This is a genomic window from Trichococcus paludicola (assembly GCF_003052295.1).
Lineage (GTDB): Bacteria > Bacillota > Bacilli > Lactobacillales > Aerococcaceae > Trichococcus > Trichococcus paludicola.
In genome coordinates this window covers 172,016-185,776 of record NZ_QBLC01000002.1, presented here as the reverse complement: position 1 = coordinate 185,776, position 13,761 = coordinate 172,016, and the positions used below count along the sequence as shown (strand labels likewise).

At 48.3% G+C, this 13,761-nt stretch carries 12 protein-coding genes; 3 read left to right on the top strand and 9 right to left on the bottom strand.

What is annotated here, in order from left to right:
• The first annotated feature begins 112 nt into the window (after nt 1-112).
• A complete protein-coding gene (locus C7R56_RS03705) occupies nt 113-826 on the top strand; it encodes a M50 family metallopeptidase (protein WP_159072147.1) in 714 nt (237 codons plus the stop codon).
• 66 nt (nt 827-892) lie between these two features.
• On the opposite strand, the gene C7R56_RS03700 is transcribed toward C7R56_RS03705, so the two are convergent.
• The 5 genes from C7R56_RS03700 to C7R56_RS03680 all read right to left on the bottom strand — a co-directional run bounded on the left by C7R56_RS03700 (nt 893) and on the right by C7R56_RS03680 (nt 5,230).
• Nucleotides 893-1,273 carry a hypothetical protein gene (locus C7R56_RS03700; protein WP_107995245.1) on the bottom strand — a complete coding sequence of 127 codons (381 nt, stop codon included), beginning with the start codon at nt 1,271-1,273 and terminating at the stop codon, nt 893-895.
• 133 nt (nt 1,274-1,406) lie between these two features.
• A complete protein-coding gene (locus tag C7R56_RS03695) occupies nt 1,407-2,672 on the bottom strand; it encodes a diaminopimelate decarboxylase family protein (protein ID WP_107995244.1) in 1,266 nt (421 codons plus the stop codon).
• Nucleotides 2,669-3,373, bottom strand: a complete 705-nt coding sequence (locus tag C7R56_RS03690; RefSeq protein WP_086627910.1) for a TrmB family transcriptional regulator — start codon at nt 3,371-3,373, stop codon at nt 2,669-2,671. The genes C7R56_RS03695 and C7R56_RS03690 overlap by 4 nt, the downstream gene beginning before the upstream one ends.
• Nucleotides 3,374-3,529: 156 nt before the next feature.
• Nucleotides 3,530-4,147: a uridine kinase gene (udk, locus tag C7R56_RS03685; protein ID WP_107995243.1), complete on the bottom strand. Its 618-nt coding sequence runs from the start codon at nt 4,145-4,147 to the stop codon at nt 3,530-3,532.
• A 144-nt stretch (nt 4,148-4,291) separates the two neighbouring features.
• Nucleotides 4,292-5,230 (bottom strand): AEC family transporter, encoded by a 939-nt coding sequence (locus C7R56_RS03680; protein WP_107995242.1) that lies wholly within the window; start codon nt 5,228-5,230, stop codon nt 4,292-4,294.
• 245 nt (nt 5,231-5,475) lie between these two features.
• Between C7R56_RS03680 and C7R56_RS03675 the strand changes: the two genes are divergently transcribed.
• Both C7R56_RS03675 and C7R56_RS03670 read left to right on the top strand, forming a co-directional pair.
• Nucleotides 5,476-6,195 carry an IS1096 element passenger TnpR family protein gene (locus C7R56_RS03675; protein WP_107995241.1) on the top strand — a complete coding sequence of 240 codons (720 nt, stop codon included), beginning with the start codon at nt 5,476-5,478 and terminating at the stop codon, nt 6,193-6,195.
• Between the two features lie 250 nt (nt 6,196-6,445).
• The gene (locus tag C7R56_RS03670) at nt 6,446-7,426 is read left to right on the top strand and encodes a hypothetical protein (protein WP_107995240.1); all 981 of its coding nucleotides are present in this window, start codon (nt 6,446-6,448) and stop codon (nt 7,424-7,426) included.
• A 70-nt stretch (nt 7,427-7,496) separates the two neighbouring features.
• Here C7R56_RS03670 and C7R56_RS03665 read toward each other — a convergent pair whose 3' ends face one another.
• From C7R56_RS03665 to C7R56_RS03650, 4 genes are all read right to left on the bottom strand, one after another.
• Nucleotides 7,497-7,727: a MerR family transcriptional regulator gene (locus C7R56_RS03665; protein WP_107995239.1), complete on the bottom strand. Its 231-nt coding sequence runs from the start codon at nt 7,725-7,727 to the stop codon at nt 7,497-7,499.
• A gap of 76 nt (nt 7,728-7,803) precedes the next feature.
• Nucleotides 7,804-9,060: an Ntn hydrolase family protein gene (locus tag C7R56_RS03660; protein WP_107995238.1), complete on the bottom strand. Its 1,257-nt coding sequence runs from the start codon at nt 9,058-9,060 to the stop codon at nt 7,804-7,806.
• 178 nt (nt 9,061-9,238) lie between these two features.
• On the bottom strand, nt 9,239-12,778 hold the full coding sequence (gene nifJ, locus C7R56_RS03655) for a pyruvate:ferredoxin (flavodoxin) oxidoreductase (protein WP_107995237.1): 3,540 nt from the start codon (nt 12,776-12,778) through the stop codon (nt 9,239-9,241).
• Nucleotides 12,779-12,953: 175 nt separating this feature from the next.
• Nucleotides 12,954-13,757, bottom strand: coding sequence for a carbon-nitrogen hydrolase family protein (locus tag C7R56_RS03650; RefSeq protein ID WP_199902974.1), 804 nt, complete (start codon nt 13,755-13,757; stop codon nt 12,954-12,956).
• Nucleotides 13,758-13,761 lie beyond the last annotated feature (4 nt).

Below are 13,761 nucleotides of genomic sequence, written 5' to 3'. Positions count from 1 at the left end.
GTTCAATTGGAATTAATCAAGGTAGTTCCCTATCCTCTTCACAAAAAATAAAATTTGCATGTTAACCGCTTGGAAGAGTGCTGAAGCATGTAACGATAGGAGGTATAGTAAGATGGACCTTCCCTTATTGATTGTCCTCTTTATTGCGGTGGCCTATTTAACCTTTTCCGGCCGCGGCATGCTTGCGTATACGTTCGGCATTTATCTCGACCTCCCCAACGTCATCATCCATGAATGCGGCCATGCTCTGACGGCGCGCTTGTGGGGCGGAAGCATCCAGTCGATTAAATTCAATGTCCTTCCCTCAATCGTCAGAAGCGGCGGCATCCTCGGTTTGGCCGAAATCGGAAACCGCAGCGGGTTAGGGATGTTCTTTAGCCTGCTGGGTGGTTATGTGTCGCAGGCGATGTTCTTTGTCGTGATATCCTATCTCTATGTACAGGGACTGTTGCTTTGGATCATTCCGCTTTTCTTGGGCATCTATTTGCTTACTAATTTATTGGCGCGGGAAAAGAGCTTTTGGCAGAACCTGATCATCCTGATTGTGATCGGCGGTTCGATTCTGATTTACCGGAACGACTCCAGCGTTCTGGTGAGGATCTATCAATCAGTGGATGTCATCACAATCGGTTTCGTCATCTGGTATATGCTTGGACTGGCGCATCAATTTTTCATCGTTTTGCTTTTGAAAAATGACAGCCATTGGGACGGAACAGCCTTGGCGACAAGGACGTTTATCCCTACCTTCATCTGGAAAGGTCTCTTTCTGCTTGGCCTAGGTGGAGCCTATTTCGCCCCCTCTTGGCTGCAACTACTGTTGGTTTAAATCAGATAATCCAAAAAGCTGAATAAACGCTCTTATAGAGGCGTTTCTTCAGCTTTTTTTGTGTTTTTATTGTTGGGCCAGATGCGCTTCAATTTTGGCAATGTCGATCTGATCTTTTTCCCGGCCCAGTTGTTTCTTCATGACGATGACTGATTCCAGGCTCGCGACCGGAACCTCCTCGATCATCGTGATAGCTCCTCTGTGCCAATCCTCAAAAATTTCCACATCATCGCAGTAGATCACTTTGCGGGCAAAGGCACCCTGTTTGATCGGGTATCCTTGAGCCGCTAAAATATGGAACGCTTCCTTGGTGCAGCTGATGTCGATATCTTTTGTTTCCTCTTTTATGCCATGCATAACCAGTGCCGTTCCGGTGATGACGCAATAGTCTCCCGGCTTCAATGGAAGCGCCGATACGCTTTCCTTGATTGTTTCTTTTCGGAACATGTATTTCACCCCTCGTTTGTTCATCCAGGGAACATTATATCATGCAGTCAGATCAATTTATTGAAGCGAAGCAAAAGAAAGACGAGCCACCGAACAGTTTATGTGCTCGTTGGCCCCTCTTATTTGATTCCGTTTATTTCACGTCTTTGAAAAGACCGGTGAAGTCGAACGTTGCAAAGTAATCCGCGGGTGTTTCCGCGCGACGGATCATTTCCGTGCCACCGTCTTCCTTCAACAGGATTTCGGCCGAGCGCAATTTTCCGTTGTAGTTGTACCCCATCGAGAAGCCGTGCGCTCCTGTATCATGGATCACGACCAAGTCACCGATGTCGATTTTAGGCAGCATGCGGTTGATGGCGAATTTGTCGTTGTTTTCGCACAATCCGCCGGTCACATCATATAGGTGGTCTGCTGGCTGATCTTCTTTGCCCATAACGGTGATGTGGTGATAAGCGCCATACATTGCCGGACGCAATAAATTGACTGCGCTGGCATCCAGACCGATGTAATCTTTGTAGATGTGCTTTTCGTGGATGGCCGTTGCCACTAAACAACCGTATGGCCCAAGCATGAATCTGCCCAGCTCCGTATAGATCGCGACATCGCCCAAGCCGGCGGGCACCATGATCTCTTCGAAGGCCTTTCGGACACCTTCACCGATTTTCGCTACATCCGCAGCTTTTTGATCCGGAAGGTACGGGATGCCGATTCCGCCTGAAAGGTTGATGAACGTGATATCCGCTCCGGTTTCTTCCTTCAGTTCAACGGCAGTCTGGAAGAGGATGCCTGCCAGGATCGGATAGTACTCATCCGCAACGTTGTTGCTTGCTAAGAATGAATGCAGGCCGAAGTGTTTCACGCCTTTTGCCATCAACTTTTTGAAGCCTTCCGTCAATTGCGGACGTGTGAAGCCGTATTTTGCGTCTTCGGGTTTGTCCATGATTTCATTATTGATCGTGAACTCGCCGCCTGGATTGAAACGGCAGCTGACCGTTTCCGGCAATCCGGCTGCCTCTTCCAGGAAATCGATGTGGGTTATGTCGTCCAAATTGATGGTCGCATTCATTTTGCGGGCGAATTGGAAATCCTCCTTAGGCGTCACGTTCGAGGAGAACATGATTTCATCGCCTTTGAAGCCGAGCGCATCTGACATCATCAGCTCTGTGTAAGTCGAACAGTCAACGCCGCAGCCTTCTTCCTTCAGAATCTTCAGAATGGCCGGTGTCGGTGTTGCCTTCACAGCGAAGTATTCCTTGTAGCCTTTGTTCCAGGAGAAAGCCGCATTCAATTTGCGCGCATTCTCACGGATACCTTTTTCATCATATAAATGGAAGGGAGTCGGATACTGTTGTACGATTTCTTCCAATTGCTCTTTTTCAACAAATACTTTTTTTGTCATTTCGCTTCAAATCCTCTCATCATTTCGACTACTTTGATTTCGTTCTGCAACGATTCTTTCAATAAATCAACTACATTTTTCTTCCCGGAATACAGGCAAGTGGAAAACTCACCCTCATCGATATCACCAGTCAGAACGGTCGTGGAATCCACGATGATCCGTACTTGCTTCTTCGGCTTCTCCAAAACATGAACAGTCATGCCTTCCTGAGGGAAAGGCGTATCGGTTATGACGACCATTTTGATGCCACGCTGATGCGCAGCCTGCATTTCCGTCAAAAGTTCCGGCAGGATATTCCCGGACACGGACAAGTAGACGCGAGACTTCGATTCTGAAATCATATTACGCATTTTGTCCATTATGCGGTGTTCGCCTGTGATGGTAATGTACCCCTCCGCATCTTCTCTTCTTTGGGGGATATTCTTGATCAATTCCTGCTTGGATTCCTGAAGGGATCGAATTTTGTTCCCGCAGAATTCCTCCACAGGTACCGGGGTATAACGGGTCGTCTCCCCTTCGATGATGAAGGCCGCTCCTTTTTCAACCAACGAAGCCAATGATGCATAGGCGTTCGAGCGCGAAATACCGGTTATTTTTGATACTTCATAACCGTTCAGGTCCCCGTCTGAAAGCAAGGTTAGGTAGATGGTCGCTTCATGCCTGGTCAGATTAAATCGCGTCAACAATTCTGTGTTATCCACTGAATAAATCCTCCCATTTCGGTGCTTGTTCGGCTTTTTTGTCAGTAGTATTACTGCATAGGAACACTATATACTATTTCCGTTTTCTTGTCTATTTCTAATGCTTTTTTCATGAAATGTTTTTTTGGGATTTATCTATTGGAAACGTACCGCTCTTTAGACATGATGGTGGCTATAGTGCTCAACCAAGTCCCCGAGCATATCGGTGGCGATGTCGTTCTGGCCTCCGCGCGGCACGATGATGTCGGCTTGGATTTTGGACGGCTCAATGAAGGCATCATGCATCGGTTTGACGGTCGTCAGATAGCGGGCAATCGTACTCTCATACGTGCTGTTCCGTTCGCGGATATCCCTTTCGATTCTTCTGATCAGGCGAATGTCCGGTTCGGCATCGACAAATATTTTGATGTCGATCATTGATACCAACTTGGGTATGGCCAAAATCAGGATCCCTTCCAGGATGACGACCGGCTTCGACTCGATCGGGGTCGTCTTTTTCGAACGCGCTTGCAGACCGAAATCGTAGATCGGCGCCTCAATGTCTTGTCCGGAACGGAGTTTTGCCAAATCAGCTATCAACAGTTCGTTATCGAAGGCGTTTGGGTGATCGAGATTCAGGTTTTCGCGCTCAATTGTACTCAGATGCGTCTGATCTTTGTAGTACCAATCCTGCGATACATAGACGACATTGCCCTTGCCCAGTCTTTTCGCGATTGTTTTTGCTACGGTTGTTTTGCCGGCTCCCGATCCTCCGGTAATCCCGATGATGATCATCTTTATCGTCCCCCGTCATATGTGATGGTTGTATTCCTTCTACATCCATTATAAGCTTTCACCGGGGCATAGGCGAACACGAGGCGACAAAAAAAGAAACAAGATTCAGCTTCTGCAGCAGATTCTTGTTTCCGTATATAGGATTCAAATCAAAAATAATGATTTCAGGACCGTTATGAACACAACCAAACTGAACATCGAAAAGATGGTAGTGAAAACGACGATTTGACTCGCCAAATCCGGGTCCCCGCCCATCTGTTGCGCCATAGTGTAGCTGGATACGGCTGTCGGACCGCCCAGCATCGTCATCATCGGCACCAAATTTTCTCTGGTCAATCCATAGAGGACAGCAAGCGTCAGACCGATTATCGGGATCAAAACCAATTTGAAGAATACAGTCATTGCCAGTTGGATCCGCGCATTATTTAAGGCATCAAAGCGGAAAGTACCGCCCATGACAATCAGTGCTAACGGTGTGACCAGCCCTTTGATACCGCTCAGCGTATCGTCGAAGAACAGAGGGAATTTCAATCCAGAAAGGCTGATCAGGATCCCTACCATCGTACCGATGAACATCGGATTCTTCAGGATATCCAAGAGGATGCGAACGGGTTGGATTTTATGATCCGAATAGATGGAAAGCGCCACGACGGACAGGACATTATTCAAAGGAACGATCACCGCAATCAGTATCGATGTCATCCCCAATTGGCTTTCCGACAACAACGATGTAGCGATCGGCAACCCGAACAGGACAAAATTGGAACGGAATGTCCCTTGCAGCATCACCCCGCGTTTGGCATTGTCCTTTTCGATCCGCGGAATGAATAAAGAAAAAAGCAAGAAGAAACTTAAAGTAAGCCCGACAGCGAAAAAGAGCACATCGACTCTGAAGGTGCTTCTGACATCCGCTTCGTAAACGTTCATAAGGAGATTGATCGGCAAAAAGAACCGGAAAATGGCATTATTCAATTTTTGATAAGTCGTGCCATCCAACAGTTTGGCCCGCAATAATCCCTGCCCAATCAACATGTACAACAATAAAGGCATTACTGCATTCACTGCAATGGAAAAATTCCCCAATAAATCATCTCCTTTATGTGGAAGTATAATTACTAATACGTAGCCTTTTTGAGTAACGAAAGGCTGAATTAAGCAACACTATCAGTGTACCATAGATCTCCGGTGATGGAATATTGATTGCTCAACCTTTGCATGGCTACTTCATTTCTGTTCAAGTGCCTTTATTAAAAGCCGTGCGTTATTCTTTGCTCGTACCCTTAATAAAGCGTTATACTTGAGTAAAGCAGAGAACAGGGGTGGTCAAGATGATTTATGAATTCAGGATTGCTGTCCGAGACATCGGCGTGCCAATTTGGCGGGATATCCAGGTGAACAGCGATGAGACTTTCTACGACTTCAACAGCATCATCCAAGCGGCATTCAGTTGGAGCGGGTTTTTTGAACACCGTTTTGAAATCACGCGCTCCGGCGGCACAGACCTGCTTCCCATCATCATCGAGGAGACACCGTTGGACACCTTGGAAGATTATACGGACGAGAGCGACCTCAGGGAATATTCCGATGAGGAACGTGAAGACGTGGATGAAATCGAAGAAAATGACTACGACTATTACGATGAAAACGACAGCGCAGAAAATGAGGACCAGACGCTTCAGAAATTTTTCACCGATATCGATGATGCGGCGACCTACATCTATTTCACGGATGCAGTCCTAGAAGTGGATATCCACCTCACGGAGATGGTTGTGCCGCGAGAAGATTGTAGCTATCCGATTTGTGTAGCCGCGGAAAATGCCAGTCCCGACGAAATGGAAGACCGCACCACAATTCTGCAGAATCGGGATAAATTGAAACTGACGGACACACAAGAGTTGATCCGTTTGATTAACTTCGCATTATCCCAGTTGGGCGACTCGGATATTTTCGACACGGAATATGAAGACTTTGGGTCAGAATATGCGATCGATACAAGTTGGGATGATGCATTGCCTGATGAGACGGAAGATTCGCCGCCCAATTATTGAAAGTTCAAAAAATTACAGCAGGCCACCCGTAAAAAGTGGTCTGCTGTTTCTGTACCAATTGATATTGTAGTCGCGCTTTATCTCAAACAATAATTTGGCTAGGTCATACTTTCTTAACAAAATAATCGTCATTCCGAAACAAATGCATCATAAATCTGTGTTATGATGTCCATTGAATGCTCCTGAACAACAAAAGCAGTTTCGTTGCAACTATTGTTTTGAGCAAATAGACATACAAGGGGGAATAGGTATGACCTACCCGATCATCTTCGTTTTTATTCTCGTCCTGACGTTTATCCATATCATGAAAAAACGCAACGGCAAGGAATCCAGATTTCCATTTACATCAGTATTTCTCGGCGTACTCTTCGGATACCTGCAGCAAGCCACTGCTGTCGGCAGCATCATCGGCATTCCGGATCTTGGCCTCTATCTTTCGCTCGCCTTTTTAAGCTTGGCCACTCTCCAGGTCTTGGTTGGGAAAAGCAGGCAGAAACGCGAAGCGAATGCCCGATTCCGCAGCGGCGTATCCGGCTTGATTCTTGGGACCGGTTTCCTCTATCTGCACACCCAAACAGCCAGCGATCAACTGATAACTGCCAGAACAGGCATTTCCGATTTGACACTCTATTTGGCTATCGGTTGCTACGCACTGGCGTTCCTTTCCTTCTCGGCTAATCTGAATAAACTGCTGAAGAAGCAAGGCACTCATATCAGAAACGGCGTACTCGGCGCACTGTTCGGCACATTGTTTCTTTTTCTGGATACGCAAACGATGGCCGGCGCCTTATTGGCGAACATCACCGGGCAGAGCAGTCTGCTTCTGTATGCCGCACTCATCAGTTATGCGATTGCTGTCTTCAGTATTCTTATGGAGGGCAACAAACGCTTGAAAGTGACCAGCGGCAACAGCAAACGAGCGATCCTGTGCGCAGGTTTGGGGGCACTGTTTAGATACATCCATCTCCGGACAACGCTGGACGACCTGTTGGGTGTTTCCGGCTGGATGGGCACCCTCTCGTACGGTCTCTTCATCGCAGCAGCGGTCTTCCTTGTGCTGGATCTGTTCAAATCGGGCAAATTCAAAAGCAAGAAGCGCCCTACCGTAAAACCTGCCAAGCAGCACCCCAAACAACCGAAAGCTGTCTTCACACCGGAACAGCCGGCTGTCGAAAATACGGAAGCAAACGGCCTCTCGCGTTCAGAATACCGACGCCAACAAAACCTGTAAGCCCATCAAATCATCACCTTCAAAAACGAAAAAAGCAGCGGGCTCTTCAAAAGAGAGCCCGCTGCTTTTTTCAATCCTCGTCCTTGATGTCAGGATCTTCTGGCAAAGGCGTATTTAAATAGGCCTCCAATTCGTGTTTGTACTTTTCCCTTTGCTCGATGAAAAAATTGAACTGATCGCGGTTCAGCAGTATGTCATCATCCACGCTGATTGTGCGGATTTGACGCTCGCGGATCAAACGATGGATTTCGCTGATCGGCACTTCCAGATAGTCGGCTGTTTCTTGAATATTCAGATACATAATAACACCTTCCATAAACTTCATTTCATTCATTTTACACCAAGTCCGGAAATTTGGGGGAAAATTTTCTGTCCCATCAGCGCAGGCGATTGATATCGGGATTGAAGAAGTTCTTCCGCTTGACCCAGACCGGGCCGTCCCCTTTTGTGATTAATAGCACATCGATCGGTCCGCCGACCGTTTCCATGGAAAAGGAAATTTTCCCTTTGAAGGAAGTGATATTGACCAACGTCTCCGCAATCAAAGCAAGTTCCTCTTTCGGCATCGAATCGATCGTCATTAATACGGGGGTCAAATGCCGTTCCTGTTTCATGTTTTCGAAGGCATTCAAGCCCGATTCGATCAGCGTCGCCTTTAATTTGCTGATTTCCGGAGCATCGCTTTCCTTCAACAATTTTTTCTCGGTCAATTCCGAAACAAATTTTTCAAGTGTGGCGCGGAGCAATTCCCCGAGGTCAGCCTCCAAATCAGGCGCTATGCCGTTTATGACCGTATGGACCATATCCTGCTGCGCAAACGGGACGATGGCTGAGGAACACCTGTCTTCTGCGAAATCGTTCATCACAATCTGGCGCACAGTCAGCCGTTTTTTGATCACTCTATCGACGACGCCGGATATGTCGTACTGGTATATGCTGGGGAACAACTCGTTGTAGCCGAAGCCGGCGATCACCAGACCTGAGTACGTGTCGGGATAATAGCTGTCGCTGTAAACATAATTCCGCACGATTTTGTAAAGATCCGGCTTGAATTTATCGTAGAGGTTCAAGCCCAAGAATACGGTATCGAAAAGTTCTTTAAAAACTTCATCCAGCTTCTCCCCGTAACGGTCAGAGAAGGCTTTGAGCGGCGCCTTTTTGGTGATGCTCTTCATCTTTTCGCTTTCTTTCAGCAACGCCGGAATTTTTTCCTCGACAGCCTTTTGGTAATCGCCCAGAGTGAATGCACCGGGTGAAGGTATATAAGTCGTATTCTCCAAAATATTGCTGACATTCTCTGCATACCCGATGATGAGCACTTCGGTAAAGATCGTGGAGTAGATTTCATCCACACTCTCTAGATAATTGAAGAATTCCGTGCAGTAATCCCAAACTGTATTCAACGGCCGTGCCCCAATTTTCTGATGGAAGCCAGTTACGATGATTTCCCATGGAATCCCCATGAATTGGACATTCCCGAACATCATGATACCAATCGAGTGGCTCGGTCCGAGCGAAAAGATCTTATTGCCGGAATTGAATATTTTCATTTGTTCGCTGTTCCCCATCGTCAAAGCGGAATCAGCCGCCAGTACCAATCCGTTCGCGTTCAATATCCCTACTTCTGCCGTCATGATGCTTCCTCGCTTCCTTTGCAAAACCGTTCTCCAAAAGCGCTTTCTTTCCTCCATTATAGCCTTACCTGTCGCTTTTCTCAAAACATTACGGACGCAGTCGTAACTTTGGACGCTTGACTGAACGCGAAAAAAGAACCAGACACCACGATTAGGCGGTGTCTGGTCCGGATTGGAGCTAGTCAGTATAAGAATCCAAGCGTGCATAGGACTGATAACGGTCTTTTGCTGCCAGGAGGCTTTCATCGAAGATCGCCTGTACATGTTCAGCATCATACTGGTTATATAATGAAGAGTAGCGGACCTCTTCCATCAGGAAATCCTGGAATCGTTCAAATTGTGGTTCCTTGGAATCCAACTTGAACGGGTTTTTCCCTTTCAGTTTGTTTTCCGGGTGGAAGCGGTAAAGATGCCAATAGCCGACATCCACAGCATCTTTTTCGTGTTCCTGCGATACGGTCAACCCGCACTTGATGCCGTGGCTGATGCATGGCGAGTAGGCGATGACGATGGAAGGACCATCGTAGGCTTCCGCCTCGGAGATGACTTTCAGCGTATGCCTAGGGTTTGCGCCCATCGCAATCTGCGCGACATAGACATACCCGTAATTCATCATCATCATGCCCAAATCTTTTTTGCGGACGGATTTTCCGCCGGAAGCGAACTCGGCGATGGCACCCAGGTTGGATGATTTCGAGACCTGTCCGCCTGTGTTGGAATAGACTTCCGTATCCAGCACGAGGATGTTCACATCTTCCCCGCTTGCGAGAACATGGTCGATTCCGCCGAAGCCGATATCATAGGCCCAGCCGTCTCCGCCGATCATCCAAGTGGAACGTTTCATCAGATAATCTTTATAGTCCACTAGCTCGTGGACCAATTGTTGGATTTTCGGATCCGTTGTGTCAGCAGTTTCCAAAGCCTTGATGTACGCTTCGGCTAACTTGCGGGCGCTGTTTTTGTCGTTGAATCCCTCAGTCCAAGCTGTGGCGGCCGTTCTGAGCGAATCGTCGATCTGCAGGTTCAGAAGCTCACCTGTCAATTCCAGTGTCCGTTGGCGCAATTGTTTCGTTGCATGGTGCATCCCAAGGCCGAATTCCGCATTATCCTCCAGCAGGGAATTTGCCCATGATGGCCCGCAGCCGGATTCATTTGTCGTATACGGTGTGGAAGGGGCCGATCCGCCGTAGATGGATGAGCAACCTGTCGCATTCGCTATCTGCATGCGATCCCCCACCACTTGGGTGACCAGTTTGATGTATGGCGTTTCGCCGCAGCCAGCACAGGCACCTGAAAATTCGAACAACGGTTTTTCGAATTGGCTGCCTTTCACCGTGTTGATGCCGACAGGATTTTCCTTGTGCGGCAGACGGATCATGTAATCCCAGTTATTGTTTTCCTCCAGATGATCCTCGCGGTTTTTCATCTCGATCGCTTTTTTGCGGGCAGGACAAGTCAAGACGCAGATGCCGCAGCCCGTGCAGTCGGCAGCGGACACTTGGATTCGGTATTTGTAGTCTTTGTATGGGCGCATCCCATCAAGGAATTCCACGCCTTCAGGTGCATTGGCTGCCTCGTCTTCGGTAGCCAGGAACGGTCGGATGGCGGCATGCGGACAAACAAAGGAGCATTGGTTGCACTGGATGCATTCCTCGGGATTCCAGATCGGGATCTGGACAGCGATTTCGCGTTTCTCGTATTGTGTCGTCCCCTGAGGGAAAGTTCCGTCAGCCCGGTCCAAAAAGGCACTGACAGGCAATTGGTTGCCTTCCATCCGCTCCATCATGTTGGCGATGTTGCGGACAAAATCCGGGTGGTCATTCAATACCTCGGGCTCATCCTGTGCATCTTTCCAGCTTTCCGGAATGCTGATTTTTTGGACTGCTTCCATGCCGGCATCTATCGCTTTCTCGTTCATGGAGATGATTGCTTCGCCTTTGTGCCCGTATGACTTGTGGGCCGCTTCTTTCATGTACTGCATGGCCTCTTCAGCAGGTATGACCGGCAGTATTTTAAAGAAGGCTGCTTGACAGATTGTATTGATCCGTCCGCCCAGGCCGATTTCCTTGGCAAGGTTGATGGCATCGATCGTATAGAAGGCAATCTCGTTTTTGGCGATGTACCGTTTCATCTTGGCAGGTAAACGCATTTCGAGATCCTCTGCGCGCCAATTGGTATTCAACAGGAAAGCGCCGCCTGACTTCAGGTTCTTCAGCATGTCGTATTTTTTTACGTAGGCATGATTGTGGCAAGCCACGAAATCAGCCTTTTCGATCAAATACGGCTCATGGATCGGCTCCTTGCCGAAACGCAGATCGGAAATGGTGACCCCACCCGATTTTTTCGAATCGTAGGAAAAATAAGCCTGTACGTGCATATCGGTATGATCCCCGATGATTTTGATCGAATTTTTATTGGCCCCGACTGTCCCGTCAGAACCGAATCCCCAGAACTGCGCCTCGAACGTGCCTTCCTGACGGACGTCGATCTGTTCATCGATCGCAAGCGATAGGTGGGTGACATCATCGTTGATGCCGATCGTGAAGGGATGTTTCGGTTCCTCCTTCTTCAGGTTTTTATAAACCGCGAACAGCTGCTCTGGCGTTGTGTCCTTCGAACCCAAGCCATAACGGCCGCCGATGATCATCGGACGATCGATTCGATTGTTGAAGGCCGCCACAACATCCAAAAAGAGCGGTTCGCCGATGGAGCCGGCTTCTTTCGTGCGGTCAAGTACCGCAATCCGTTTTACTGAGTCCGGTAAAGCCTTCAAAAAGTGTCCGACGCTGAATGGACGGTAAAGATGCACATTGAGGACACCTACTTTTTCCCCTAAGCGATTCAGGTAATCTGCCGTCTCGCAGGCTGTTTCATATACGGAGCCCATACAGATGATGACCCGCTCTGCATCCGCAGCACCGTAATAATTGAACAGGCGGTAGTCCCGGCCGGTCAACTGGTTCATTTTTTCCATGTATCCTTCGACAATTTCCGGAACAGCATCATAATATCTGTTCGCGGCTTCTTTGGTCTGGAAAAAGACATCTGGATTCTGGGCCGTTCCCCGCAATGTCGGATGGTTCGGGCTGAGACTGCGGTCACGGAAGGCTTTCAAAGCATCCTGATCCAGCATTTCCGCCAGGTCGTCATACGATTGAACCTCGATTTTTTGAATTTCATGCGAAGTCCGGAAGCCATCGAAGAAATGCAAAAATGGCACGCGCCCTTTGATTGCCGCCAAATGGGCGACAGCTGCCAAGTCCGTCGCTTCCTGTACGCTCGAGGAAGCCAATAAAGCATAGCCGGTCTGTCTGCAGGCCATCACGTCCGAGTGATCTCCGAAAATAGAAAGCGCATGGCCCCCCAGCGCACGCGCGGCTACATGGATGACGGATGGCAACAATTGTCCGGCCATTTTGTACAGGTCGGGTATCATCAGCAATAATCCTTGCGATGATGTATAGGAACATGCCAAAGCGCCTGCTTGCAGGGCGCCATGCACAGTACCCGCCGCGCCGGCTTCAGATTGCATTTGGGTCACTTTTACGGTTTGACCAAAGATATTCTTGCGGCCTTCCTGCGCCCAATGATCGACAGAATCGGCCATCGGGGAAGAGGGTGTAATGGGATAAATCCCTGAAATTTCAGTAAAAGCATAAGATGCATAGGCTGCGGCTGTATTTCCGTCGACAGTCATATACATTTTCTCGTTGGACATAAAGGATTCCTTCTCTCAAATCGTATAGTTCACATATAGGTGATAAAACAACTGTTTTTTTCGGCCATATCCTGCAGAATGGCATCAGCTGATGCATTTGCATGATTTTATTATAGCAAAATAGTAAGTGCTCCGGTACACAAAGAACTGCGTTTCTTCCCGGATTTCTGAAAGCTTAAGGGTTCTTTATCATTTCATTTGGAATGAGGATAGGGATTTGCCTTCTGACGGAGGCAACGCGTTCGAGATCTATCTCCACAATCGCGATATCTTCCTCGAAACCCAGCTGGGTCAGAAGGCTTCCCCATGGATCCACTACTAGCGAGTGGCCGTAAGCATGATAACTGAAATCGAGGTCACGAGCAGGACTGACCCCCACCATGAACAGCTGATTGTCGACTGCGCGGGCTCGGAACAGCAATTCCCAATGGGCCGGCCCGGTCGTCATATTGAATGCACCGGGTACAATGCAAACGAGGGCTCCTTGTTTTTGGAGCAGCTGCCAGTCGCTTTGGAATCGGACATCAAAGCAGATACCCAAGCCGAACAGTCCGAATTCTGTCTGAAACACGCCCAGCCCGTCCCCGGGAGTCAACGTATCGGATTCTCTGAACGCTTGCCCGCCCTCTACCTGGATATCGAATAAATGGGTTTTGCTGTAGTCGTGGATTTCGTTGCCTTGGCGATCAAATGTATAGTTTGTGTTGTAGATGTTGTTTTCCTTGATCTGAGGAACCGATCCGCCGACCACATAGATGGCATTTTCTTTCGCCATCTCTGCGAGCCTTCGGTAGGTTTCTCCGCCTTTCGGCTCTGCGTATTCTCTGAAATAAGCATTATCATAAGGACAATTGAACATTTCCGGGAGCACCGCCATATCCGCTCCACCCTGGGTTGCTTTTTTGACCATTTCCTCTGCACGTTTCAGGTTCGTTTCCTTATCCGCTGTGACCATCATCTGAAGCAAGGCTATTTTCATTCCC

What these genes read in the sequence shown, in the direction of transcription:
- C7R56_RS03650 (WP_199902974.1), bottom strand. Translation starts at nt 13,757, where the DNA reads ATGAAAATAGCCTTGCTTCAGATGATGGTCACAGCGGATAAGGAAACG.
- udk (WP_107995243.1), bottom strand. Translation starts at nt 4,147, where the DNA reads ATGATCATCATCGGGATTACCGGAGGATCGGGAGCCGGCAAAACAACC.
- nifJ (WP_107995237.1), bottom strand. Translation starts at nt 12,778, where the DNA reads ATGTCCAACGAGAAAATGTATATGACTGTCGACGGAAATACAGCCGCA.
- C7R56_RS03665 (WP_107995239.1), bottom strand. Translation starts at nt 7,727, where the DNA reads ATGTATCTGAATATTCAAGAAACAGCCGACTATCTGGAAGTGCCGATC.
- C7R56_RS03705 (WP_159072147.1), top strand. Translation starts at nt 113, where the DNA reads ATGGACCTTCCCTTATTGATTGTCCTCTTTATTGCGGTGGCCTATTTA.
- C7R56_RS03700 (WP_107995245.1), bottom strand. Translation starts at nt 1,273, where the DNA reads ATGTTCCGAAAAGAAACAATCAAGGAAAGCGTATCGGCGCTTCCATTG.
- C7R56_RS03695 (WP_107995244.1), bottom strand. Translation starts at nt 2,672, where the DNA reads ATGACAAAAAAAGTATTTGTTGAAAAAGAGCAATTGGAAGAAATCGTA.
- C7R56_RS03675 (WP_107995241.1), top strand. Translation starts at nt 5,476, where the DNA reads ATGATTTATGAATTCAGGATTGCTGTCCGAGACATCGGCGTGCCAATT.
- C7R56_RS03660 (WP_107995238.1), bottom strand. Translation starts at nt 9,060, where the DNA reads ATGACGGCAGAAGTAGGGATATTGAACGCGAACGGATTGGTACTGGCG.
- C7R56_RS03670 (WP_107995240.1), top strand. Translation starts at nt 6,446, where the DNA reads ATGACCTACCCGATCATCTTCGTTTTTATTCTCGTCCTGACGTTTATC.